This is a genomic window from Finegoldia magna (assembly GCF_002243175.1).
Classification (GTDB): Bacteria; Bacillota; Clostridia; order Tissierellales; family Peptoniphilaceae; genus Finegoldia; species Finegoldia magna_J.
Genome location: NZ_NDYF01000013.1, coordinates 1 through 24,126, shown reverse-complemented (window position 1 = coordinate 24,126; position 24,126 = coordinate 1). Strand labels below are relative to the sequence as shown.

The following is a 24,126-nucleotide window of genomic DNA, read 5'->3' as shown; positions in this document are numbered from 1 at the left end:
TATGAAAACTAAAAACAAAATCCCAATAATAACAATTATACTAGGTATAATTCTAACAGTAATTTCATTTTATATGCAAAGAGTAGCTGAAACATCGCCGGATTTGCCAAAATTACTGAGCCAAGTTGTATTTTTCTCATTGCCAATCACATCATTTATTGGTGTGTACTTTTCGTATAAAACTGAAAATTTTAAAACTTTAATAATAAATACATTGTTCTTGTTACCGATTACAAGTTTTATGTTTATATAAAAGCGAGTTTACACTCGCTTTTTGTTTGCAAAAAATGTACATTTTAATTGATTTTTACATTATGTGTTATAATTAGATTATAAAAATATGAGGGGGATATTGATGGGAAAATATTTCGGAACTGACGGCATAAGAGGCGTTGCGGGAGAAGATTTAACTGTTGAATTAGCTTATAAACTTGCGAGAGCAGCTTGTTATAAATTAAAAGATGTAGATAATAAATTAATTGTTATAGGAAAAGATACTAGAATTTCTGGGGATATGTTGGAAGCGGCTTTGATTAGTGGAATTACTAGCATGGGTTTTGATGTGTACAGATTAGGTGTGATTCCTACACCTGCTGTAGCGTATTTGACTAGATTTTATAATGCTTGTTGTGGAATTGTAATTTCTGCAAGCCATAATCCTTACGAATTTAATGGAATAAAATATTTTTCGAATGAAGGTTTCAAATTAAAAGATAGTCTTGAAGAAGAAATCGAATATTTGATTGATCATCAAGATGAAATCAACGTTAAAATTACAGGAGAAAAAGTAGGCAGAGTTTATGAAGAAGAATGTGCAAAGGATACATATATCAATTATCTTTTGAGCAGGGTTGATTTGGATTTGACTGGTGTGAAGGTGAGCTTGGATTGTGGTTTTGGAGCGACTTCTGAAATCGCACCAATTATTTTCAATAGATTAAACGCCGATGTAACTGTTACAAATACTGAATACGATGGGAAAAACATCAACTTCAAATGTGGCTCAACAAATCCTGAGGTTATAAGTAATTTGGTAAAAATTTCTGAATCTGACATGGGATTTTCATTTGATGGCGACGGTGATAGATTGATTGCTTGTGATGAAACTGGTGAAATAATGGACGGAGACCATGCTATTTGTGCAGTTGGACATTTCTTAAAAGAAAACAACAAACTTAAAAACAATGCGGTTGTGGGAACTGTTATGACTAATATCGGTCTTATCAAAAGCTTGAAAGAAATTGGAGTAGATGTTATCAAAACACAAGTTGGTGACAGATACGTTCTTGAAGAAATGAGAAAAAATGGCTACATTATAGGTGGAGAACAATCAGGACACATTATTTTTATAGAAGATAATACTACTGGTGATGGAATATTGTCGGCGATTAAATTAGCAGAAATAGCTGTGAAATCAAAACAAAAACTATCAGAAATGAATAACTTGATGACAAGTTTCCCACAAGTTTTGGTGAATGCAAAAGTCAATAACGAATACAAAAAAGTGTACAAAGATGATGAAGTCATTAATCAAAAAATAGCTGAGCTTGAACATGAATTCAAAGATGAAGGCAGAGTTTTGATTAGACCTTCGGGAACTGAGCCTTTGATTAGAGTTATGATTGAGGGAGAAAACCAAGAATATTTAGAGAAAAAAGCTATTGAATTAAAAGATTTAATAGAAGAAAGATGTGAGTTGATATGAGAACAATAGCGATTATTTCAGCATTAGAAAGTGAACAAGAGTATTTCAGAGAACAATTTAAGCCAGTCAAAACAGATAAGTTCAATCACTATGAAATATTTGTTTCAGAATTTGAAGACAAGAAAATTATAAATTGTGTTTGTGGAATTGGAAAAGTGAACTCAGCAGCTCTAACACAAAGAATTATCGATATGTACAATCCTGATTTGGTTATAAATTGTGGTGTGTGCGGTGGATTGGACAAATCACTTACTTTTGATGAGGTGATACTTGCAGATAAACTAAAATATCACGATATAAATGTGGATATTTTCAGCGACAATATCCCATACACTGATACTTTTGAAGCTGATAGTGAAACTTTGAAAAAATTAGACGAAATAATGACTCAAGAAAACCTAAAACACAGAATAGGTCTTATTGTAACAGGAGATCAGTTTATATCAACTACTGAAAAACAAGAAGAATTATTCGAAAAATATCACGCGTTGGGAACGGAAATGGAGGGATGCTCCATTGCTCATACCTGCTATCTAAATAATGTGAAGTTCTTGGTTATAAGAAGCTTGTCTGATTTTGCAGACGATGATGCAGATGATGAATTTTATAATAATTTGGAAGAAAAAACAAAAAAGGCTGCACACAGTGTAGTTGTGTTGATTAAAAATATGTAATGAATTCGTAGGATGAATGTAAATTTGTCCTACGTTTTTTATTTTGCTTAAAAATGAGCAAAAAAAATACATCTGTATAAAACAGATGTATTTTTTCATAATATCAATAACAAAAGGAAACAAAAAAATCACAAATATAATTTGTGATTATGGTCGGGGTGAGAGGATTTGAACCCCCGGCCCCATGGTCCCAAACCACGTGCGCTACCGGACTGCGCTACACCCCGACGTTTTTATTACTTGCTTATCTCAAGTACTTTATTAGTATACGATAGATTTCGGTTTAATACAAATCTGTTTATAACAAAATAAACGGAGATAAAACAAAATAATTTCAAATATCTCATTTTACCTCCGTTTTATTAAGATTTTAAAATTTTTTACTTTTTATTTACATTACTTTAATATTCGTAGTAATATTTAAATAATTCGTAGATATATTCGTTATCTTTGCATCCGCCTAATTCTCTTACTGAGTGCATTGACAAAATTGCATTTCCAATGTCTATAGATTGAATGTCCAAGTTAGATACAGTGATTGGTCCAATTGTAGATCCACCTCTCTTGTCTGATCTATTTGTGAATTCTTGACAAGGTATATTTTTATCTAAGCATAATTTTTTAAATATTGATGAGCTAACTGCGTCAGAAGTATATGCTCCATTTGCCGCATATTTTATAACAGGGCCATTGTTGATTAGTGGTCTGTTAGTAGGATCTGCCATTTCTGTGTAATTTGGATGCAAGCTGTGTGCTTGGTCAGCGCTTATTAGATAAGAATTGTGCAATACTTCGTAGAAGTTTTTGCTGTTATCTTCGACTATTTTTTTGAAGCAATCGCTTAGAAGTGTACTTCCTGCTCCTTGTTTTGTAGAAGATCCGATTTCTTCGTTATCAAAAACCATAGCTAAGGCTAATGTGTTTGTAACGTCGGAATCTATTAAGGATTTGATAGAATTAAAAGCCATTCCCAAGTTATCAATTCTTCCAACTGAATAAAATTCGTCATTTTCTCCGACAAATTCTCCTTTTTGTCTGTCGTATAAGAACAAATCAAAATCTAAAATATCTTCTGAATTTATTCCGGTATTTCTCGCTAAAATTTCTTTGAAAGAAATCTTTGAATCTTTTTCTGATAATGCTAAAAGTGGCAAAGTGTCCTTTTGTGCATTGAATTTGTATCCGTTATTTACATCTCTATTCATGTGGATTGCAACGTTAGGAATTATCAACAAATTCTTATCTACGTTAATGTGTTTGATTTCTGGTTTGAATGGATTATCTGATTTCAAAACAACTCTACCAGCTACAGACAATGGACGGTCGAACCATGTGCTTAGTATTGGTCCACCGTAAACTTCAGTGTTTAAAGTCAAAAATCCGTCTTTGTTTACGATAGAATTTGGTTTTATTCTAAAAGTTGGGCTGTCTGAATGAGACCCAATCAATCTGATATTATCGAAATCAGAACTTCCTTTAAAAGCGATAATTGATGAATCGTTATTTGTTACAAAATATCCTTTGCCATTTTCGATTTTCCAATTATCTTTAAATTTTAATTCAGTAAACCCGTTTTCTGTTAGTGTTTTTTTAAAATTATCGATAACGTGAAAAACAGATGGACTGTTATCGATAAAACTCATTAATTCTTTTGTTATGTTCATAAAATCACCTCAATAATAGTATACCCAAAAATAAAAATACTTAATAGCAAAAGTTTACAAAAAATATACTTAGTGGTATAATGAAGTTACTTCAGGGCGAGGTTGATTTCCTCACCGGCGGTTATAGTCCGCGAGCATTATGCATGAATTGGTGTAATTCCAATACCGACAGTAAAGTCTGGACGAAAGAAGTAAATGTAATAATTAACATTTAGCCCTAAATATAAGGGCTTTTTTATTTGCCCTTGAAAATCTTAGGAGGTAGGTTATGGAAACCACAAGAAAAAATTCTAGTACTCAAACTATGGTGAAAATCAGTATTTTAGGGGCAATAAGTGCATTGCTTATGATTTTTAAATTCCCTCTACCATTTGCACCACCATTTATGACAGTGGACATAGGAGATTTGGGAGTATTAATTTCAGGATTTGCACTAGGACCTGTAGCAGGTGTGTTAACTTCTGCAGTTAAGATTTTGTTGAACTTTATAATTAACGGAACAACTACTGGTGGAGTTGGGGAATTATCTAACTTTATATTATCATCAGTATTCGTTGTTGTAGCAAGTTCAATCTACAACAAAGGAAAAAGCAAAAAATCAGCAATCACTGGATTAGTTTTTGGTGTATTGGCGTACACAGTAGTTGCTTGTATTTCTAACTATTTTGTAATTTTTCCATTGTACGGAATTAATTTGGTTGATTTTACAAAAGAGTTTGCAAAAGTAAATTCATTGGCAGGAACTCCGTTGATGTTCGTGCTTTTCAGTATCGTGCCATTTAACATTGTAAAAGGTATCATCGTATCTGCAGTTACAATCGCACTTTACAAGCCAATTTCAAGATTTTTGAAAAAATAATCAATAACATACATGTAAAAATTCATAAAATATACAATGACTCATTAATCTAAGATAATGGGTCATTTTTGTTGTTGTTCAGTTGTGATATAATTTATTTGGTGATATTTATGGAATATATTTTAAATGATTTAAAAGATACTGAAAAATTCGGACAACTTTTTGCAAAAGTTTTAAAAAAACAAGATGTTATATCTTTGATTGGTGATTTGGGAGCTGGAAAAACTACTCTTACTAAATCTATTGCTAAAAGTTTTGGGATTGAAGAAAATGTAACCAGTCCAACTTTTTCATTGGTAAATACATACTACGGTGATGTTGATTTAAATCATATTGATTTGTATAGATTAGAAGATGAGATGGAGATAGAATCCTTAGATATAGATGAGTTGTTGTATCCAGAAGGAATTACTATCATTGAATGGGCAAGTAAAGCACAGTCTTATATGCCTAGAAATTTAATTGAAATTTACATTGAAAAAACTGGTGATGTTTCTAGAAAAATTAGAATTGACGGGAACAACAAAAGAGAAAAAGAAATTATAGAGGAATTAAATGAAAATTTTAGCGATTGATACTTCAACTATGATTAGCTCTTGTTCTTTGATGGAAGATGGACTAATCGTTGGAGATTATAATATAAATCAAAAGAAAACTCACAGCGAAACTTTGGTTTTGATGATTGAGCAAATGCTTGAAAAATTAGATACAGATATTGAAGATGTGGACGTGTTTGCGGTGTGCAAGGGACCTGGATCTTTTACTGGTCTTAGAATTGGAATGACCACTGCAAAGACTTTTGCACAAGTTTTCGATAAAAAAATCGTCGGCATATCTACCTTGGAAGCTTTGGCTAATATGATTAGCACTGACAAAATTATTATTCCTATTTTGGATGCAAGAGGTGGGAGAGTTTACTACTCGATGTTCGCTAACGATTCAAAATTAGAACGTTTGATGGATGATGATTTGATTTATTTTGAAGATTTGGTTAAACAACTTGACGATGATAAGGAATATATTTTCGTGGGAGATGGAGTGTATTCTTTCTTAGATGAAATCAAATCTAAGAAGAACTTCCACCTTGCAAATTCTTCGTTGAATAATTGTATTACAAGGTCGATTTGTGACTTGGCAAATAAAACTGAGACATTTGATAGCTATTACACTCTTAGTCCAGATTATGTGAGAAAATCACAAGCGCAACGAGATTACGAAAGAAGACACAGTAATGATAATTAGACAGATGGATTCCTTTGATTTGGATGATGTTGTAGAAATTGAAAGGGAAAGTTTTTCAGATGCTTGGAGCAAAATAGGATACGAAGCTTGTTTGAAAAATGAATGTAATCATTATTTTATCGGAGAAAAAGAAGGCAAAATCGTGGGGATTATTGGATTTTCAATAGTTGTTGATGAAGCTGAATTACAAACAATTTCTGTGAAAAAAAGTTGCAGAAACTGTGGGATTGCAACTGAATTTATAAAATTTATGTTAGATTTTTGCAAAAAGGAAAATGTCAAAAATATTTTCTTGGAAGTTAGAGAGTCTAACTTTGAAGCAATTAATCTTTACACGAAATTTGGATTTCAAAAAAACGGCAGAATTAACGGATATTACGAAACTCCAAAAGAGGACGCATTGAGGATGATGTTGAATATGGATGATATTAAAGAAAATATAATTACGCTTGCAATTGAAACATCTTGTGATGAAACAAGCGTTGCGATTGTAAAAAATGGAAGAGAAGTGTTGAGTAATGTGATTTCTTCTCAAATAGATGTACACAAAAGATATGGTGGTGTGGTTCCGGAAGTTGCGAGCCGTCTTCACTTAGAAGCAATGAACTCTATTTTGCAACAATCTTTGGACGAAGCAGGTTTATCATTGAAAGATATTGATGTAATTTGCGTTACAAAAGGTCCCGGACTTATTGGTGCATTATTAGTTGGGATTTCTTGTGCAAAATCATTGAGCTATTGTTTGAAGAAGCCTCTTGTAGGGGTAAATCACATGCAAGGCCACATTTGTGCAAACTACATTAGCCACAAAGAATTAGAACCACCATTTATTTCCTTGGTTGTATCTGGCGGACACACTTATTTAATAGATGTTATAGATTATCAAAATTACGAAATAATTGGCTCTACAAGAGATGACGCTTGTGGTGAAAGCTATGATAAAGTTGCACGTGCGTTGGGATTGGAATATCCAGGTGGGCCTGTTATTGACAGGCTTGCAAAACAAGGAAATCCAACAGCGATAGATTTTCCAAGAGTAATGCTTGAAAAAGACAGCTACGATTTTAGTTTTAGTGGATTGAAAACAGCTGTTCTAAATTATTTGAACAATAAAAATCAAAAAACCGAAGAAATAATAAAAGAAGATGTTGCAGCATCTTTCCAAGAAGCTGTCATAGATGTTTTGGTTGAAAAATCTTTTAGATTATTAGAAGAAAAAAATCAAAAAACTTTCGTACTAAGTGGTGGAGTAGCAGCAAATTCTAGATTAAAAGAGAGAGTTTTGGAAAAAGCAGAAGAAAAAGGAATACAAGTGTATTTTCCAGATAAAATCTTGTGCACAGATAACGCTGCAATGATTGCAACTGCTGGATACTATGATTATATCAACGGAAAACAAGATGGACTTGATTTGAAAGTTTATCCTAATTTAGAATTATAAAATGTAGCTATAAAATTAAATATTAACATTAAAAAAGGAGTTCTCACTTTAAAATGAGGACTCCGTATTTTTTATTCAACTGTTACTGATTTTGCTAAGTTACGTGGTTTATCTACATCTAAGCCTTTTTTTAAGGAAGTATGATATCCCAACAATTGTTCAGGGACTACTGAAAGTATTGGATACAATAATTCTAAAGTTTTAGGAATGAAGATGATTTCTTCTGAGAAATCTTTCATATTGTCATTTCCTTCAACTGTGATTGTGAATACTTTCGCTCCTCTTGTCACAACTTCTTGAACATTTGAAATTGTCTTTTCAGCTAATTTTGATTGTGTAATAACTGATAATGCTGGAGTGTTTTGTTCTATCAAAGCGATTGAACCGTGTTTTAATTCTCCTGCAGGGAATGCTTCAGTGTGAATGTAGGAAATTTCTTTTAATTTTAAAGCTCCTTCTTTTACACTCAAGAAGTCCAATCCACGTCCGATAAAGAACATCGATTTATCTTCCTTGATAGCTTCAGCTATTCTTTCAGTTATTGATTCTGATTTTAATGTTTCATCTATTTTTTCAGGCATTGTTTTTAATTCTTCGATGTATTTTGAATATTCAGAATCTTCAATTGTGCCTAATTTCTTTGCAAAATCCAAAGCCAACATTATCACTGTTACTAATTGTGAAATGTATGCTTTAGTACTAGCTACTGCAATTTCTGGACCTGCCAAAGTGTAGATAACCTTGTCAGCTTCTCTTGCTATTGATGAGCCAACTACGTTTGTAACTGCTAAGATTTTTGCGCCTTTGTTTTTGGATTCTCTAAGAGCTGCCAATGTATCAGCAGTTTCTCCTGATTGAGAAATCAAAATCACTAGAGTGTTTTCGTCGATAAATGGATCGTTGTATCTGAATTCTGATGCGATATCAGTAATTACAGGTATTTTTGCCAATTTTTCAATAGCAACTTTACCAACTTCACCCGCATGATAAGCTGTACCACATGCAACGATGTATACTTTGTTTATTTTCGATAATTCTTCTTTAGTTAATGAATTTTCTGCAAAATCTATTACGTTATTTTTTACATTAACCTCCAAAGTCTTCTTAACAACTTCTGGTTGTTCGTGAATTTCTTTTAACATAAAATGCTCATAGCCACCTTTACTAGCTTGATCAATTGTCATGTTTACAGTTTTAACTTCACGATCTACTTTTTCGAAATCTTTATCGTAAATTGTGTAATTTTTCTTATCTATTTCTACGATGTCTCCATTTTCCAAATACACGATGTCTCTTGTGTATTTTAAAACAGAAGGAATATCACTTGCTAGAATTATTCCGTCGTCACATTTTCCTAAAATCAACGGAGATTCTTTTCTTACAGCGATTAGTTTGTCTTTTTCGTATTCTGAAACAATTCCTAATGCATAAGCTCCCTTTAATCTTTTGATTGTAGATTTTACTGCTTCTAATAAATCGTCTTTATAGTACTGGCTAATCAATGCAACAACAATTTCTGTGTCTGTAGTTGATTTGAAAGTGTAGCCATTATCTTCTAATTCTTTTTTTAATTCTTTGTAATTTTCGATAATACCGTTGTGAACAACTGAGAATTTACCATCTTCACTTACTTGTGGGTGAGCGTTAATTTCATTTGGTTCACCGTGAGTTGCCCATCTAATGTGACCGATTCCGACACTTGCGTTGTTGTCGATTTCATCGATAGAATCTATTAAATTTTGCAATTTTCCTTTTCTTTTTACTGTTTCGATTTTATCTGTTACTACAGAAATACCGCTTGAATCATAACCTCTGTATTCCAGAGATTTTAATCCGTTTAATATGATTTCTACGGCTGATTTTTCGCCGTTATAACATACTATTCCGCACATATATTTACCTCCAAATTTTTTAGAGATACACTTCATTATTTTTGTTTCAAAATTGCTCTTGAACTTTGTTAAATGCTAAGGCTGTGTTACCTATAGAGCTCCCGCCGAAAAATTCGATAACTCTATCCCTCGTTAACCGTAAAGGTCTGGCGCTTTTTTGTTTTTATCTCTTGAGATATTATATCAAATATAAAATGTAGTGTAAATTTTATTAGCAAATTGCAATAATTTTGTAACAAATGAAAAAATAATAATGATTTTCACTTGACATTAATACTCTTTATCAATATAATATCAATGTAATAGATTTAAACGTTTAAATGAGGGTGATTAAATGAATTTGGCATTAGTGCCACTCAATGAAGATTTTGAAATCGTAAAAATAAAAAAAATAAAAAATGATTCACAAAAAAAACTGTTGAATAATATGGGCTTTGTTGAAGGGGCGCTCGTGAGTGTTGTTTCAGAAAGCCACGGAAATTTGATAGTTAAAATCAAAGGTTCAAGAGTGGCTATAGGAAAAGATATAGCTATGAGAATTATGGTAAATCATATTTAATGATATTTTATCAAGGAGGATACATAAAGTGGATAACGAAATGAATCTTAAGCATGCCGAAGTAGGAAAATACTACAGGATTGTTAAGATTTTAGGAAAAGGTCCTGTTAAAAGAAGAATAATGGATATGGGTATTACAAAAAATGTAGAAATCTATATCAGAAAAGTAGCACCGTTAGGAGATCCAGTTCAAATCAATTTGAGAGGATATGAGTTGAGTCTTAGAAAAGATGATGCAGAAAATATTTTAATAGAATTGATAAATAAATAATTAGGAGGACTTATGTCAATTAGAATTGCTTTAGCAGGTAACCCTAATAGTGGTAAATCTACTATGTTTAACGCATTGACAGGATCCAATCAATATGTTGGTAACTGGCCAGGCGTTACTGTAGAAAAAAAAGAGGGAACCTTAAAAAATAACAAAGATATTAAAATTACCGACTTACCGGGAATTTACTCGCTTTCTCCATATACTTTGGAAGAAGTTGTTAGTAGAAATTACTTAATAAACGAGAAACCAGATGTAATTATTGATGTTGTGGATGCTTCAAATATTGAAAGAAACTTGTATCTTACAACACAATTATCTGAAATTGGAATTCCAATGGTTTTGGCATTTAATATGATGGATGTCGTTAAGAAAAATAACGATAAATTAAACACAAAACTAATATCTGAAAAATTGGGAATTCCAATAGTTGAAGTATCAGCACTTAAAAAATTAAACTTGGATGAATTAATTGAAGTTGCACAAAAACAAGTGAAATCTCATCATGAATCGATAAAATCATTTAGTGATGAAATTGAAAATGTGCTTACTGAAATAGAAAATAGTGTAGAATCCATTAAAAATTCTGAATCAAAAAGATGGTTTGCTGTAAAAGCTTTGGAAAGAGATGAAAAAGCATTACAAGCTGTTCATATCACTGATGAAGAAAAAGCAAAAGTTGAAGAAATTGTTTCGAAAATTGAAGAAGAATACGATGATGATGGTGAATCCATAATTACAGATGAAAGATATACATTCATTACTTCAGTAATTTCAGATTCTGTACAAAAAGGAAGATCGGGATTAACAACTAGTGATAAAATCGACAGGGTGGTTACTAACAGATTTTTGGCATTACCAATTTTCGTATTGATAATGATAGCCGTTTACTTTATTGCGGTAAAGGTTGTTGGTGGTCCTCCATTCCACGATTGGTGGGCAGATACTGTGATGGGAACTGCATTAGCTGATTTAGCTACAAAAGGATTAGAAGCAATCGGAACTAGCGAATGGGTAACAAGCCTTGTTGTTGATGGTATTGTTGCCGGCGTTGGTGCAGTATTGGGATTCTTGCCTTTGGTTGCAACGTTGGAATTATTGTTAGCTATTTTAGAAGATATAGGATACATGTCAAGAATCGCATTTATGTTGGATAGAATGTTCAGAAAATTTGGTTTATCTGGTAAATCATTTATTCCAATCTTAATTGGTACTGGTTGTTCAGTTCCAGGAATTATGGCAACAAGAACTATTGAAAATGAAAACGACAGAAAAATGACTATCATCGTTGCATCATTCATGCCTTGCGGTGCAAAAACAGAAATCATAGCATTATTTGCAGCAGCGATTTTCGGTCAATGGTGGTTTGCTCCATTATTGTATTTTACAGGAATTTTGGCAGTAATAATCAGTGGCCTTATTTTGAAAAAGACAAAAGCTTTTTCAGGAGAACCTGCACCATTTGTAATGGAACTTCCTGAATATCACAAACCAACTGTTTCAAATGTTTTGCGTGTAACTTGGGATAGAACTAAATCATTTATCATAAAAGCAGGTACAATAATCTTAGTTGCATCAATTTGCGTTTGGATTTTACAAAATATTTCTGTTAAGGGAGAATTTGTTCATTTCGCTGATGATAGTACCGATACTATATTGGCGTTCATCGGAAAAATATTCGCGCCATTATTTGCTCCATTAGGATTCGGAAATTGGACTGCAACTGTAGCTTCATTCTTAGGAACTGTTGCTAAAGAAATGGTAGTCAGCGTTTACGGAATAGTTTCTGGTGTAGGTGATGATACAGCTAAAATAGCTGATTTGGTAAAAAGTAACTTCACTATAGCATCTGCTTTGAGTTTCTTGGTATTCAACCAATTAACAGTTCCTTGTTTTGCGGCAGTTGGTGCTATAAAAGAAGAAATGAATTCTTCTAAATGGACAGCATTTGCGATTATTTATCAAATTATATTTGCTTATCTAATTGCATTCATGGTATTTCAATTCTTAAATGTGTTGGTAGTAAAACAACCATTTACAATAATGACAGGAATAGCACTTGTAGTATTTGTTGGAATGTTGTATTTGATATTTAGAAAAGATAAATACAAAAACAATCAATCAAAAAGAGCAGTAGAATAGAGATAGAATTTAAAAGAAGGTGATTTTTTGAATATTGCAGATATAATAATATTAATAATAATTGCGACGGCAGTTGTTTTTGCAGTGCGTCGTATTATTAAAAAAGGTGGCAGCTGTGATTGCGGCTCCAGTTCTTGCCCTCATTCTAATAATTATAATAAATAATAAAAACAGCGTGGCCTTAATATAGGTCACGCTTTGTTATTGTTCTAAACTTTTTAGGTGTAATTTGTTTTATATTTTTGAATTGTTGACAAAAATATGAATCAGATTGAAACCCAACTTCTTTTGAAATCTCGCTAACGGATTTGTCGGTGTAAGTCAAAAGCAGTAGACTTTTTTCTATTCTAAAAGTAGTCAAAATATTTGGAAGATTGCTTCCCGTGTTTTGACAAATCAATGTCGACAAATAGCTTTTTGACACGTGCAAGTGATCAGACAGAATATCCAGAGAAATCTTCTGCTCACTGTTATTGTAAATGTAATCCAATGCCCTTCTGATTAATGGGTTTTCACAACCCTTTGTAAATATATTTTGGTTTGTAGTGTAATATTCTACGATTTCGTGAAGTATTTCACTGGTGTTTTCAGATTCATTATTTTCTACTTTATATAATAGTTTGTTTTTTTCATTTTCACAATATTTTAAACTTTGAGAATCGTTTATATTTTTCATCTGATTCCATGAAAATATCGCTAATAACTGAATAATTGTGTTCTTTTGGGATCTAATATTAGTTTCAGAATCTTCCCAATTTTTTAGTATTTCTTCAGCTAAATCATGTGCTTTTTTGTTTGATTTTATCTGAACAGCCTTTATTAACTTTGATTCCAATTCGAACATATAAAATTCCTTTCATTTTTTGAGTGTTACGAATTAATTATATAACTAATTTGCTTGAAATTGCAAGAAATGATACATTTTTGCAATTTGATTTGATTTTAATATATAATTAATGGAGAGGTAATTATGAAAAGAATTTTAATTTTGTGTATGTGTTTGTTGTTTTTATCGACAAAATCACTTGCGAATACGGATGTAGTTCTGGATAAAATAATTGAGAAAGACTGTTCCGATTTGTCAGAAAAATTGACTGAAGAAGTTTACGACAAAAACGCAAACTTAGTCATAGTAAATGAAAAAAAGGAAAGCGACATAATTTCAGCCCTAAGTTTTGCATATAAGAATAAGGCTGCGATTTTGCTTATTCAAAATGATGGAGCATATATAAAGAAAGAAAGTCCGATATTAAATGAAGCTAATAGGTTGAAAGCGAAAAATGTATATATCATAGGCGGACCAAAATCAGTTTCAGAAGAAATCTCTGATAATTTGAAATTGAGCGGTTTGTTGGTTACAAGAATTGATGGCAGAGATCGCGTCGAAGTGTCCAAGAATGTAATCAAAGAAAACACGAATTTGAATCCTACGGATACTTTAGTTATTAGCGATTTGTCCAATTTCAATTTTATTCAAGCAAAGATGGGTTACTATCTTAAAAATGGATACGCAATTACATTTGTACAAGGTAAGAAATTTGACGATTCAATTACAAAGTTTGCTATTGATAAGGGAATTTCAAATATTTTGATAGATCAACCTACATCGATTATAAGTAGTGAATACGACGAGAAATTAAAACAAAATGGCTTCAAGGTTACACGAAATGATTACAAATCGGTCTATGATGCAAATTATGTTCAAAACAGTGATATTAAGTATTCTAAAATTATATTTACCGAACACAAAGATATTAGAACATCTTTATTGGCATCGTATGTTAGTCTACAAAAAAATTACGTAAATATTTTAGTAAATGAAGGCAATGTAGACAAGACTACCAATAAACTTCTTACGACATCTATACAAAATGGTGTATATATCGGGAAAAAAGAAGAAAATTTCGAAAAATTAGCAAATAAATTGGATTTATACTACAAAGTTGAACAAAAATAACAGTTTTTTAATCATTTTAGCTAAAAAACTTTAAAAAAAATGGTATTTAGGGTATAATATTAGCTGGAATTTCTATTTTAAGTGAAATTAATTTAAGTTTTAAATAAAAATTAGGAGGAAAGTATGAGCGCAGTGCTTGTAAGTAAAGAAAATAATCAAGCGGTATTCACATGTGAAATACCTGCAGAAGATTTTAATAATGCAATTGAGGAAAGTTATAAAAAGAATAGATCTAAATTTAGTTTAAAAGGATTTAGAAAAGGTAAAGTTCCAAGAAAAATGTTGGAAAGAGCTTATGGTGAAGGTTTATTCTACGAAGATGCTGTAAATCTATTATTACCAGGAATTTACGAAAAAGCTATCGAAGAATTAGAATTAGAACCAGTTTCACAACCAGACATCGATCTTGATGACATTACTGAAAACAATGATGTAAAAGTAAAATTCACTGTTGATTTGAAACCAGAATTCGAATTAGGTGATTATTCTAATCTTTCAGCTGAAATCGAAGAATACAAAGTAACTGATTCTGATGTTGATTTGAAAATCAATCACGAATTAGAATCAAACGCAAGAGTTCAAGAAGTTGAAGGAAGAGAAGCTAAGGAAAATGACACTGTTTCTATCAACTTTAAAGGTTTTGTAGATGATAAAGCATTTGATGGTGGGGAAGCAGAAGATTACGAATTAGTTTTAGGTTCACACACATTTATTCCAGGATTTGAAGAACAAATCGTAGGTCACAATGTTGGAGATGAATTTGACGTTAATGTTAAATTCCCAGAAGATTACCACGAAGATTCTTTAAAAGGACAAGATGCTAAGTTTGAATGCAAAATCAATTCAATCAAAGAAAAAGTATTACCTGAATTAGATGATGAATTCGTAAAAGATGTTTCTGAATTCGATACTCTTGACGAATACAAGAAAGACATCAAAGAACACTTAGAAAAAGACAACGAACAAAGACAATTAGTTGAAAAACAAAACAAATCTGTAGAAGCTTTGATTGATGCTACTGAAATTACAGTTCCAGAATCAATGATTGACAACGAAGTAAATCGTCAATTCCAAGATTTTGCAAGAAGAGTTCAACAAATGGGCTTAAATACAGATCAATACTTCCAAATCACTAACACTTCAGAAGAAGATGTTAAAAACGAATTAAGAGCTAACGCTGAATTAAAAGTTAAAGGTGATTTGGTATTAGAAAAATATATCGAAAAAGAAGCAATCGAATCAACAGAAGAAGAATTAGATGAACAATTAAAAGAATTTGCAAAAGTATATGGACAAGATGATGAAGAAAAATTCATCGAAGAATTCAAAAATAGTCCAAACGTAGAATTCTTAAAAGAAGACATCAAGAGAAAAAAAGCTTTAGAAAAATTAGTAGAAAATACTAAATTTGAAACAAAGAAAGCTGAAGAAACAAAAGAAGATAAATAATATTTCAATATATTAGAATTAATAATAGGAGGTTATTATTATGCCATCTTTAGTACCAATGGTTGTAGAACAAAGTAATAGAGGCGAAAGATCTTACGATATTTTCTCTCGACTTTTAAAAGAAAGAATTATTTTCGTCACAGGCGAAGTTAATGATCAGATGGCGGATCTTGTTATAGCTCAATTATTGTTCTTAGAAAGTGAAGATCCAAAAAAGGATATTCAATTATATATCAATTCACCAGGAGGTTCTGTAAGCGCAGGATTAGCGATATACGATACTATGCAATACGTTAAACCAGATGTTTCAACAATCTGTGTAGGAATGGCTGCTAGTATGGGAGCAATCCTTCTAACAAGTGGTGCAAAAGGAAAAAGATATGCACTTCCAAATGCAGACACTTTAATCCATCAACCACTTGGTGGAGCACAAGGACAAGCTAGTGATATCGAAATTCACGCTAAGAATATTTTGAAGAAGAGAGAATTATTAAACAAGATATTATCTGAAAGAACTGGACAACCTCTAGAAAAAATTGAAAGAGATACAGACAGAGATTTCATACTAACAGCAGAAGAAGCAAAAGAGTATGGATTGATAGACGAAGTTATATATACTTCTAAATAAGGAAATATTTATGCCAAAGAATGAAAATCAATATAAATGTTCTTTTTGCGGTAAATCACAAGATGAAGTCAGAAAATTAATTGCTGGACCTGGAGTATTTATTTGCGATGAATGTGTTTCGCTATGCAATAGCATTATCGAAGAAGAGTTCAAAGATGTAGATACTATCCAAGAAAGAATTGATTTGCCTAAGCCAATCGAAATCAAGGATGTGCTTGATGATTATGTAATCAAACAGGAAGAAGGCAAAAAAGCCTTGGCTGTTGCAGTATATAATCATTACAAAAGAATTAATTCTAATCTAATGAATAATGATGTAGAATTACAAAAATCGAATATTTTATTGGTGGGTCCAACTGGAAGCGGAAAAACACTTTTAGCTGAAACTTTAGCCAAGATATTGGATGTTCCTTTTGCTATAGCCGATGCAACTAGCCTTACAGAAGCTGGATATGTCGGAGAAGATGTAGAAAATGTAATTTTGAAGCTTATTCAAGCGGCGGATTACGATATAGAAAAAGCAGAACAAGGAATCATCTACATTGACGAAATCGACAAGATTACTAGAAAAAGCGAAAATCCTTCCATCACTAGAGATGTTAGCGGTGAAGGTGTACAACAAGCTTTGTTAAAAATAGTGGAAGGTACAATTTGTAATGTACCGCCACAAGGTGGAAGAAAGCATCCTAATCAAGAATATATTCAAGTTGATACAAAAAATATTTTATTCATTGTCGGTGGAGCTTTTGACGGCTTAGAAAAAATAATCGAAAAAAGAACAGAAACAAAATCAATAGGTTTTGGGGCAGATTTGGGAGAAAATGAACATAAGAGAATTTCTGAATTGTTCAAAGATATTAGGCCAGAAGATTTGATTAAATTTGGTTTAATTCCTGAATTTGTAGGAAGAATTCCAGTTTTAGTTACACTTGATGAACTAGATGAACAAGCTTTAATTAAAATACTTTTGGAACCTAAAAATGCAGTTATCAAACAATATCAAGAATTATTCAAAATGGATGATGTTGAGTTGGAATTTGATGAAGAAGCATTGAAAGCTATCGCCAAGTTAGCTTACGATAGAAAAACAGGTGCCAGAGGTTTGAGAACAATAATAGAAAAATCTTTGATGAATATTATGTTTGAGCTACCATCAAGACAAGACATTTCCAAAGTAATTTTGACAAAAGAAAGTGTACTAGAAGGAAAAGACCCAAAACTTGTTTTCAAAACAAATAATAAATAACACAAATAGCTCACTTTAGGTGAGCTATTTTTATCAATAGATTAAATTCGAAAGAGGAGTTTGATGAAAGAATACTATACAATATCAGAAAAGAAACTTCCAATAATCGCGTTGCGTGGTTTGTGGTTGTTTCCAAATAATATCCAACATTTTGAAGTTGGAAGAGAAGTTTCATTAAATGCTTTAAATGCTAGTTTGCTCAGAAATTCTGAGATTTTTATTTGTACGCAAAAAGATCCAATTGTAGAAAACATCACAAAAGAAGATTTTTATCATACAGGAGTTCTTGCAAGTATCAAACAAACTATTAAAATGCCAAACGGAAATGTCAGAGTTTTGGTTGAAGCTTACGACAGAGCAAAAATCGTAGACTTTGTTGAAAACGACAGTTTCTTAGAAGCAAACGTTGAAGTTATGGAATACGATAAAACAAAATATCATCCTACGGATAAATCACTGACTATGATTAGGATGATTATTTCTTCGTTTGAAAGCTTGGCAGAAATTATCAAAAAACCATTACCACAAGATTTGCTTGGGGGACTTTTAAACGAAGAAGATCCAAGTTCTTTGATAGATACAATTTCAATGCTAATTTCATTAAACGATAAGGATTCAATTTTATTATTGGAAACTTTGGATATGGATGAAAGAATTGAGTTGGTGTACAAATTTGTAATAAAAGAAATTGAATTTTTGAAGATAAAAGAAGATATCGAACAAAGAACAAACAAGGAAATATCTGACACACAAAAAGAGTATTTTCTTCAAGAACAATTGCGTCAAATCAAGATGGAATTGGGTGAAGAATACGACATTGAAGACACAGATGATTATGCAAATAGAGTAAAGAAATTAAAACTTAAAAAAGATTCTGAAGAACACGTTTTAAAGGAAATCAACAGATTATCTTCGATGAATCCAAATAATCCCGAAAGCACAGTGATTAGAAATTATATCGATCAAGTATTGGATATTCCTTGGAACAAAAAATCAAAAAGTTCGATTGATTTAAAAGTTGCAGAAAAAGTTCTAAATGATGGTCATTTTGGATTAGAAGATGTAAAGAAAAGAATTTTGGAATATTTAGCTGTTAAGAAGATGACTGGATCATTAAAAGGACCTATCCTTTGTCTAGTTGGCCCTCCAGGGGTTGGTAAAACTTCAATTGCAAGATCTATAGCTGAAGCAACTAATAGAAAATTCGTATCCATGAGACTTGGTGGCGTACGTGATGAAGCAGAAATCAGAGGCCACAGAAAAACTTACATCGGAGCAATGCCAGGAAGAATCATAACTCAATTGCAAAAAGCTAAGAAATTAAATCCAGTTTTCTTATTGGATGAAATTGACAAATTAGCATCTGATTTTAGAGGAGATCCTGCAAGTGCTTTGTTGGAAGTTTTAGATCCGGAACAAAACAGTGAATTTACAGATAATTACATCGAAATTCCAGTTGATCTGTCAGATGTATTATTTATCACTACTGCAAATTCACAAGAACAAATTCCAGATGCATTGTTAGACAGAATGGAAGTTATCAGAGTTACAAGTTATACAGATTATGAAAAATTTGAAATAGCTAACAGATATTTGCTTCCACGTCAATTAAAAGAAAATGGAATGGACAAATCCCAATTCCACATCACAAGAGATGCTATCTATACGATTATAAACAACTACACAAGAGAAAGTGGAGTAAGAGAGCTTGAAAGAAATATTGGAAAAGTAGTCAGAAAAGCCGTTGTTAAAATCGTAAGAGATGATGTTAAAAAAGTTGTCGTCAACAATAAAAATCTAGAAAAATTCTTGGGATCAAAATTAGTTTTAGATGATGAAATTCCAAGGGAAGACACAATTGGAGTTGTGAATGGTTTAGCGTGGACACAAGTTGGTGGAGTTATCCTTACAATTGAAGCTAATGTGATGGACGGTACAGGCAAAACTCAACTTACAGGAAAACTTGGAGATGTAATGAAAGAATCTGCAATGGCTGCAATTTCATACATCAGAAGTAACCAAGAGGATTTGGGTATAAAAGGAGAATTCTACAAAGAAAAAGATATTCATATTCATGTTCCAGAAGGTGCTGTTCCAAAAGATGGACCATCAGCAGGTGTTACAATGGTTACAGCGCTAGTAAGTGCATTGACAGGAAGAAAAGTAAAACACGATTTTGCAATGACTGGAGAAATCACACTTACAGGAAGGGTATTGGCAATTGGTGGTGTCAAGGAAAAAGTATTGGCTGCTCATAGATACGGAATCAATAAAGTTTTCTTGCCAAAAGAAAACAAAAGAGATATCCAAGACATTGATCCTAAAATTAGACAAAAAATCAAATTCTATTTTACAAATAATGTAAAAGAAATTTTGGATGAGGTATTAATCTAATGAAAATAGGTGTAATAAGCGATACACATGGCTCTTTAGATAATACGAAAAAAGCTTTGGATATTCTAAAAGATTGCGACACGATTTTTCATTTGGGAGATGTTTTGTATCACGGACCACGCAATGCTCTTCCAGAAGATTACAATCCCAAAGATTTGGCAGTTATTTTCAAATCTATGGATAATGTGATATATACAAGAGGAAACTGCGATAGTGATGTGGATCAAATGGTTATTGAACACGATTTGACACAAAAACATAGAATCATAAATATTGGCAGATTTAGAATTTTCACAATTCATGGATATGAAGAAGATGAAGACAATAGAATTAGGATTGCTAAGGCGAATAATTGCGATATCGTAATAACAGGACACACTCATGTAAAAGTTTTGGAAGAAAAAGACGGAGTTATTTTGTTAAATCCAGGTAGTCCTTCTATTCCAAAAGACGGTGTAAAATCAGTTGCAATAATAGATGATGATGAAATCAAACTTATAGATATAGACTCAAACAAAGTTTTGTCATCTTTGAAAATATGAAGTCAATTAACTCAGAATTGAGTTGATTGACTGTTTAGTTAGGAAGTGAAAAAATGATTCTAATAGGTGCAAAAGACATAGAAAAATCTTTCTTAGATAAAAGTATCTTAGAAAATGTTACTTTTAATATTAACGACAATGATAAAATTGGAATCATAGGAATAAATGGTGCGGGTAAATCCACTTTGTTTAATATTTTGACAGGAGAATTGTCTAAAGACGGTGGAGACTTGTTCATCAAAAATGATATGAAAATAGGATACTTGAAGCAACATAATTCATTTGATTCGACTAATACTTTGTACGAAGAATGCTTGAGCGTTTTTTCAGAAGTATTGAGATTGGAGAACAAACTTCGAGAATACGAAAATCAAATGAAGGATACCGAAGATTTGGAAGATTTGATGAACAAATACCACAGAGATTTGGAAAGATTTGAATCAATGGGAGGATATCTCTACGATTCTGAAATCAAAGGCACACTAAAAGGTTTGGGATTTTCGGATGATGATTTGGATAAAAATGTCACTAATTTCAGTGGTGGTCAAAAATCTCGAATAATGCTCGCAAAACTTCTTCTACAAAAATGTGACGTATTGTTACTAGACGAGCCTACCAACCATTTGGATATCAAAGCTATCGAGTTTTTGGAAACTTTTCTGAAAAATTACAAGGGCGCTTGTGTGATAATTTCTCACGATAGATATTTCTTAGATGGAATTGTAAATAGGATTTTTCATATGGAAAATAGAACCATCAAAACGTACGAGACAGATTACACTGGTTTTATGAAACAGAGAAAAATCTATATGGATATCCAACGAAAGACTTACGAAAATCAACAACGTGAGTATAAGAGACAACTTGAAATCGTTGAAAAATACACTAGCACTGATAATGCTAAGAAGAATAAACAAGGACAATCCAGAAAGAAACTCTTGGATAAAATGAAGCTTATGGATAAGCCAACGTATGATGATGGAACTTTTGGAATTAAATTCAAAATATCTTCACCAAGCGGCAAAGACGTTTTGATGGTTGAAGATTTGTCCAAAAAAATCGACGACAAGCTTATTTTTGAGAACTGTAACTTAGATATATATAAGGAAGAAAGAGTTGGACTTATTGGAGCAAATGGAGTTGGAAAAACGACTTTATTCAATATTATAACCAAAAAATTAAAACCAACTTCTGGAAAATTCAGGTTAGGTTCCAATGTAAACATCGGATATTTTGACCAAGAACAGATGTATTTGAACGATAAAAACACAATTATAGATGAAATTTGGGACGAATACCCTAAAATGACTCACTACGAAATCAGAAGCGCTCTTGCTATTATGAATTTTGTAGGAGACGATATTTTCAAACTGATTGAAGATTTGAGTGGGGGAGAAAAGGCGCGTGTATCGTTGTTGAAGTTAATGCTTTCAAAATCAAATTTTTTGTTACTTGACGAACCTACCAACCACTTGGACATTGACTCCAAGGAAAGTTTGGAAGATTCTTTGATAAATTACGAAGGTACTGTTTTTGTAATTAGCCACGACAGATACTTCTTAAATAGAGTTTGTGATAAAATTATTGTGTTGGAAAAAGATAAAGCGACAACTTATCTTGGAAATTACGATTATTATCAAGAAAAAATCAACGATTTGAAAGTGGATAAAACAGAGGAAAGTTTGAACAAAACTGCCGCTTTGAAAGAAAAGAAAAAACAACGTGCTATTACTAATAATCTTAAAAAATTAAGGAAACAAATTGAAACGATTGAATCGAATATAGATAAAATTGACGAACGAATCAAAGAAATTGAAGATATGTTTTGTCAAAATGATATTTACGATGATCCTAAAAAAATTCTTCAATTAAATGAAGAATTGGAAAATCTTAACGCTGACAAAAATTCTTTGTATTCAGATTGGGAAGATAAACAATTGGAATACGAAGATTTTGATAAAAATTAAGGAGGGAAAACTTGGATTTTTTAGAAAAAAAATTTCGTCTATCTGAGAAAAAAACAGATGTAAAGACGGAATTAATGGCAGGATTTACAACATTTATGACTATGAGTTATATCTTGGCAGTGAATCCACAAATGTTGAGTCAAACTGGAATGGACAAGGGCGGAGTTTTTACGGCTAGTGTTGTTTCAAGTATCATTGCTATGATTTGCATGGCATTCTTAGCCAACTTACCATTTGGACTCGCTCCAGGAATGGGACTTAATGCATTTTTTACATTCACAGTCGTAAAAACTTTGGGCTATACTTGGCAATTTGCACTTACTGCTGTATTTTTGGAAGGTATTATATTTTTAATTCTTTCATTATTTAAAGTAAGAGAAATGATTTTTGATGCGATTCCAATTAATTTGAAAAAAGCTGTTAGCTGTGGAATTGGACTTTTCATAGCATTAGTTGGTTTGGTAAATTCAGGAATTATTATGCAAGGTGAAGGTACTGTATTACAATTGGGAAATCTTTTGAGTAGAGAAAGCGTAGTATTTATTGTAGGATTATTCATTATCGCTTTACTTTTAGCAAGAGAAATCAAAGGTGCGTTGATGTATGGAATTTTGGCGTCTACTATTTTGGCATTAATTTTGGGAGTGTCAAAATACCAAGGCGGATCTCCAATAACATTGCCACCATCATTGGCTCCAGTAGCTTTTAAAATACAATTCGATAAAATATTTACTTTTGATATGTTCACTGTAGTATTCACGTTCTTATTTGTAGATATTTTCGATACAGTAGGAACTTTGGTTGGAGTTAGTGCAAAGGCTGGTATGTTAGATGAACAAGGAAAATTAAAAGAAGCATCTCCTGCATTATTAGCAGATGCGATTGGAACAACAGCTGGAGCTTTACTTGGTACAAGTACAGTAACTACATTTGTTGAGTCAGCATCAGGAGTTGCAGAAGGTGGAAGAACTGGTCTAACAGCTTTGTCTACAGCATTCTTTTTCTTCCTAAGCTTATTCTTGTTCCCAGTATTCGGAATGATTCCTGCACAAGCAACAGGACCTGCACTTGTAATCGTAGGATTATTTATGCTTAGCTCAATCAAAGAAATTGACTTTTACGATTATTCAGAAGCAATTCCTGCATTTATCACAATAATTGCAATGCCATTTTGTTATTCAATCGCTGAAGGAATTTCTTTCGGAATGATAAGCTACGTATTGATAAAATTATTAGCAGGAAAAAGAAAAGATATTTCAATTTTGATGTATATTTTGGCAATAGTATTCGTATTAAGAATAATTTGGCCATTATTTTAAATGTTAAATTAAAATAGTAGTGCATTTTAAAAATGCGCTACTATTTTATTGTACACTTAAGTGTGTTGAGCGAACGAAGTGAGCGAAATAAAAAACCACCTGCTATGCAGGTGGAAGACATTAGCTTTAGCTTCAAGCAAAATACAACCTCCTATGATAAAATAGTTACGCCTGA

General features: G+C 32.0%; 22 protein-coding genes, 1 tRNA gene, 1 pseudogene and 1 riboswitch. Of the genes and pseudogenes, 20 read left to right on the top strand and 4 right to left on the bottom strand.

Annotated features, from left to right (window positions below; all coding sequences use genetic code 11):
- Position 1: 1 nt before the first annotated feature.
- The 3 genes from B9N53_RS09130 (at position 2) to B9N53_RS05240 (ending at position 2,379) form a co-directional block, all read left to right on the top strand.
- On the top strand, positions 2-253 hold the full coding sequence (locus B9N53_RS09130) for a hypothetical protein (protein ID WP_148131322.1): 252 nt from the start codon (positions 2-4) through the stop codon (positions 251-253).
- 102 nt (positions 254-355) lie between these two features.
- The gene (gene glmM / locus B9N53_RS05245; RefSeq protein WP_094203995.1) at positions 356-1,705 is read left to right on the top strand and encodes a phosphoglucosamine mutase; all 1,350 of its coding nucleotides are present in this window, start codon (positions 356-358) and stop codon (positions 1,703-1,705) included.
- Complete coding sequence (locus B9N53_RS05240; protein WP_094203994.1) at positions 1,702-2,379, top strand: 5'-methylthioadenosine/adenosylhomocysteine nucleosidase; 678 nt, start codon at positions 1,702-1,704, stop codon at positions 2,377-2,379. Before glmM ends, B9N53_RS05240 begins: the two co-directional genes overlap by 4 nt.
- 150 nt (positions 2,380-2,529) lie before the next feature.
- On the opposite strand, the gene B9N53_RS05235 is transcribed toward B9N53_RS05240, so the two are convergent.
- Positions 2,530-2,606: transfer RNA gene (locus B9N53_RS05235), tRNA-Pro, on the bottom strand.
- Positions 2,607-2,780: 174 nt separating this feature from the next.
- Entirely contained in the window at positions 2,781-4,043 is a 1,263-nt protein-coding gene (locus tag B9N53_RS05230) for a M18 family aminopeptidase (RefSeq protein ID WP_094203993.1), read from the bottom strand.
- A gap of 83 nt (positions 4,044-4,126) precedes the next feature.
- Positions 4,127-4,241: riboswitch (FMN riboswitch) on the top strand.
- Positions 4,242-4,311: 70 nt separating this feature from the next.
- Between B9N53_RS05230 and B9N53_RS05225 the strand changes: the two genes are divergently transcribed.
- The 5 genes and pseudogenes from B9N53_RS05225 (at position 4,312) to tsaD (ending at position 7,585) form a co-directional block, all read left to right on the top strand.
- Positions 4,312-4,902, top strand: coding sequence for an ECF transporter S component (locus B9N53_RS05225; RefSeq protein WP_094203992.1), 591 nt, complete (start codon positions 4,312-4,314; stop codon positions 4,900-4,902).
- A 110-nt stretch (positions 4,903-5,012) separates the two neighbouring features.
- On the top strand, positions 5,013-5,477 hold the full coding sequence (tsaE, locus tag B9N53_RS05220; protein ID WP_094203991.1) for a tRNA (adenosine(37)-N6)-threonylcarbamoyltransferase complex ATPase subunit type 1 TsaE: 465 nt from the start codon (positions 5,013-5,015) through the stop codon (positions 5,475-5,477).
- The gene (gene tsaB / locus B9N53_RS05215; RefSeq protein ID WP_094203990.1) at positions 5,458-6,144 is read left to right on the top strand and encodes a tRNA (adenosine(37)-N6)-threonylcarbamoyltransferase complex dimerization subunit type 1 TsaB; all 687 of its coding nucleotides are present in this window, start codon (positions 5,458-5,460) and stop codon (positions 6,142-6,144) included. Before tsaE ends, tsaB begins: the two co-directional genes overlap by 20 nt.
- Positions 6,134-6,541 (top strand): annotated as a pseudogene (gene rimI / locus B9N53_RS09320) (ribosomal protein S18-alanine N-acetyltransferase); the annotation flags it as partial. The gene tsaB and the pseudogene rimI, both read left to right, overlap by 11 nt.
- Positions 6,542-6,562: 21 nt before the next feature.
- Positions 6,563-7,585, top strand: a complete 1,023-nt coding sequence (gene tsaD / locus B9N53_RS05210) for a tRNA (adenosine(37)-N6)-threonylcarbamoyltransferase complex transferase subunit TsaD (protein ID WP_241684740.1) — start codon at positions 6,563-6,565, stop codon at positions 7,583-7,585.
- Between the two features lie 71 nt (positions 7,586-7,656).
- On the opposite strand, the gene glmS is transcribed toward tsaD, so the two are convergent.
- A complete protein-coding gene (gene glmS, locus B9N53_RS05205; RefSeq protein WP_094203988.1) occupies positions 7,657-9,477 on the bottom strand; it encodes a glutamine--fructose-6-phosphate transaminase (isomerizing) in 1,821 nt (606 codons plus the stop codon).
- Between the two features lie 334 nt (positions 9,478-9,811).
- Between glmS and B9N53_RS05200 the strand changes: the two genes are divergently transcribed.
- The 4 genes from B9N53_RS05200 to B9N53_RS05185 are packed head-to-tail and all read left to right on the top strand — an operon-like array spanning position 9,812 to position 12,614.
- The gene (locus B9N53_RS05200) at positions 9,812-10,036 is read left to right on the top strand and encodes a FeoA family protein (protein WP_094203987.1); all 225 of its coding nucleotides are present in this window, start codon (positions 9,812-9,814) and stop codon (positions 10,034-10,036) included.
- Between the two features lie 40 nt (positions 10,037-10,076).
- Positions 10,077-10,307: a FeoA family protein gene (locus tag B9N53_RS05195; protein WP_012290900.1), complete on the top strand. Its 231-nt coding sequence runs from the start codon at positions 10,077-10,079 to the stop codon at positions 10,305-10,307.
- 12 nt (positions 10,308-10,319) lie between these two features.
- Positions 10,320-12,449 carry a ferrous iron transport protein B gene (gene feoB / locus B9N53_RS05190; protein WP_094203986.1) on the top strand — a complete coding sequence of 710 codons (2,130 nt, stop codon included), beginning with the start codon at positions 10,320-10,322 and terminating at the stop codon, positions 12,447-12,449.
- Between the two features lie 27 nt (positions 12,450-12,476).
- The gene (locus B9N53_RS05185; RefSeq protein ID WP_094203985.1) at positions 12,477-12,614 is read left to right on the top strand and encodes a FeoB-associated Cys-rich membrane protein; all 138 of its coding nucleotides are present in this window, start codon (positions 12,477-12,479) and stop codon (positions 12,612-12,614) included.
- A gap of 16 nt (positions 12,615-12,630) precedes the next feature.
- On the opposite strand, the gene B9N53_RS05180 is transcribed toward B9N53_RS05185, so the two are convergent.
- Entirely contained in the window at positions 12,631-13,293 is a 663-nt protein-coding gene (locus B9N53_RS05180) for a helix-turn-helix transcriptional regulator (RefSeq protein WP_094203984.1), read from the bottom strand.
- Positions 13,294-13,419: 126 nt separating this feature from the next.
- On the opposite strand from B9N53_RS05180, the gene B9N53_RS05175 reads away from it, so the two are divergent.
- The 8 genes from B9N53_RS05175 to B9N53_RS05140 all read left to right on the top strand — a co-directional run bounded on the left by B9N53_RS05175 (position 13,420) and on the right by B9N53_RS05140 (position 23,951).
- Complete coding sequence (locus B9N53_RS05175) at positions 13,420-14,406, top strand: cell wall-binding repeat-containing protein (RefSeq protein WP_094203983.1); 987 nt, start codon at positions 13,420-13,422, stop codon at positions 14,404-14,406.
- Positions 14,407-14,529: 123 nt separating this feature from the next.
- Positions 14,530-15,855, top strand: coding sequence for a trigger factor (gene tig / locus B9N53_RS05170; RefSeq protein WP_094203982.1), 1,326 nt, complete (start codon positions 14,530-14,532; stop codon positions 15,853-15,855).
- Positions 15,856-15,895: 40 nt separating this feature from the next.
- Positions 15,896-16,483, top strand: coding sequence for an ATP-dependent Clp endopeptidase proteolytic subunit ClpP (clpP, locus tag B9N53_RS05165; protein WP_002835127.1), 588 nt, complete (start codon positions 15,896-15,898; stop codon positions 16,481-16,483).
- Positions 16,484-16,493: 10 nt separating this feature from the next.
- On the top strand, positions 16,494-17,729 hold the full coding sequence (clpX, locus tag B9N53_RS05160; RefSeq protein ID WP_094203981.1) for an ATP-dependent Clp protease ATP-binding subunit ClpX: 1,236 nt from the start codon (positions 16,494-16,496) through the stop codon (positions 17,727-17,729).
- Positions 17,730-17,792: 63 nt separating this feature from the next.
- Complete coding sequence (gene lon / locus B9N53_RS05155) at positions 17,793-20,123, top strand: endopeptidase La (protein WP_094203980.1); 2,331 nt, start codon at positions 17,793-17,795, stop codon at positions 20,121-20,123.
- Positions 20,123-20,665: a phosphodiesterase gene (yfcE, locus tag B9N53_RS05150; protein WP_094203979.1), complete on the top strand. Its 543-nt coding sequence runs from the start codon at positions 20,123-20,125 to the stop codon at positions 20,663-20,665. The genes lon and yfcE overlap by 1 nt, the downstream gene beginning before the upstream one ends.
- 53 nt (positions 20,666-20,718) lie before the next feature.
- Positions 20,719-22,632 (top strand): ABC-F family ATP-binding cassette domain-containing protein, encoded by a 1,914-nt coding sequence (locus tag B9N53_RS05145; protein WP_094203978.1) that lies wholly within the window; start codon positions 20,719-20,721, stop codon positions 22,630-22,632.
- Between the two features lie 11 nt (positions 22,633-22,643).
- A complete protein-coding gene (locus tag B9N53_RS05140; protein ID WP_094203977.1) occupies positions 22,644-23,951 on the top strand; it encodes an NCS2 family permease in 1,308 nt (435 codons plus the stop codon).
- Positions 23,952-24,126 lie beyond the last annotated feature (175 nt).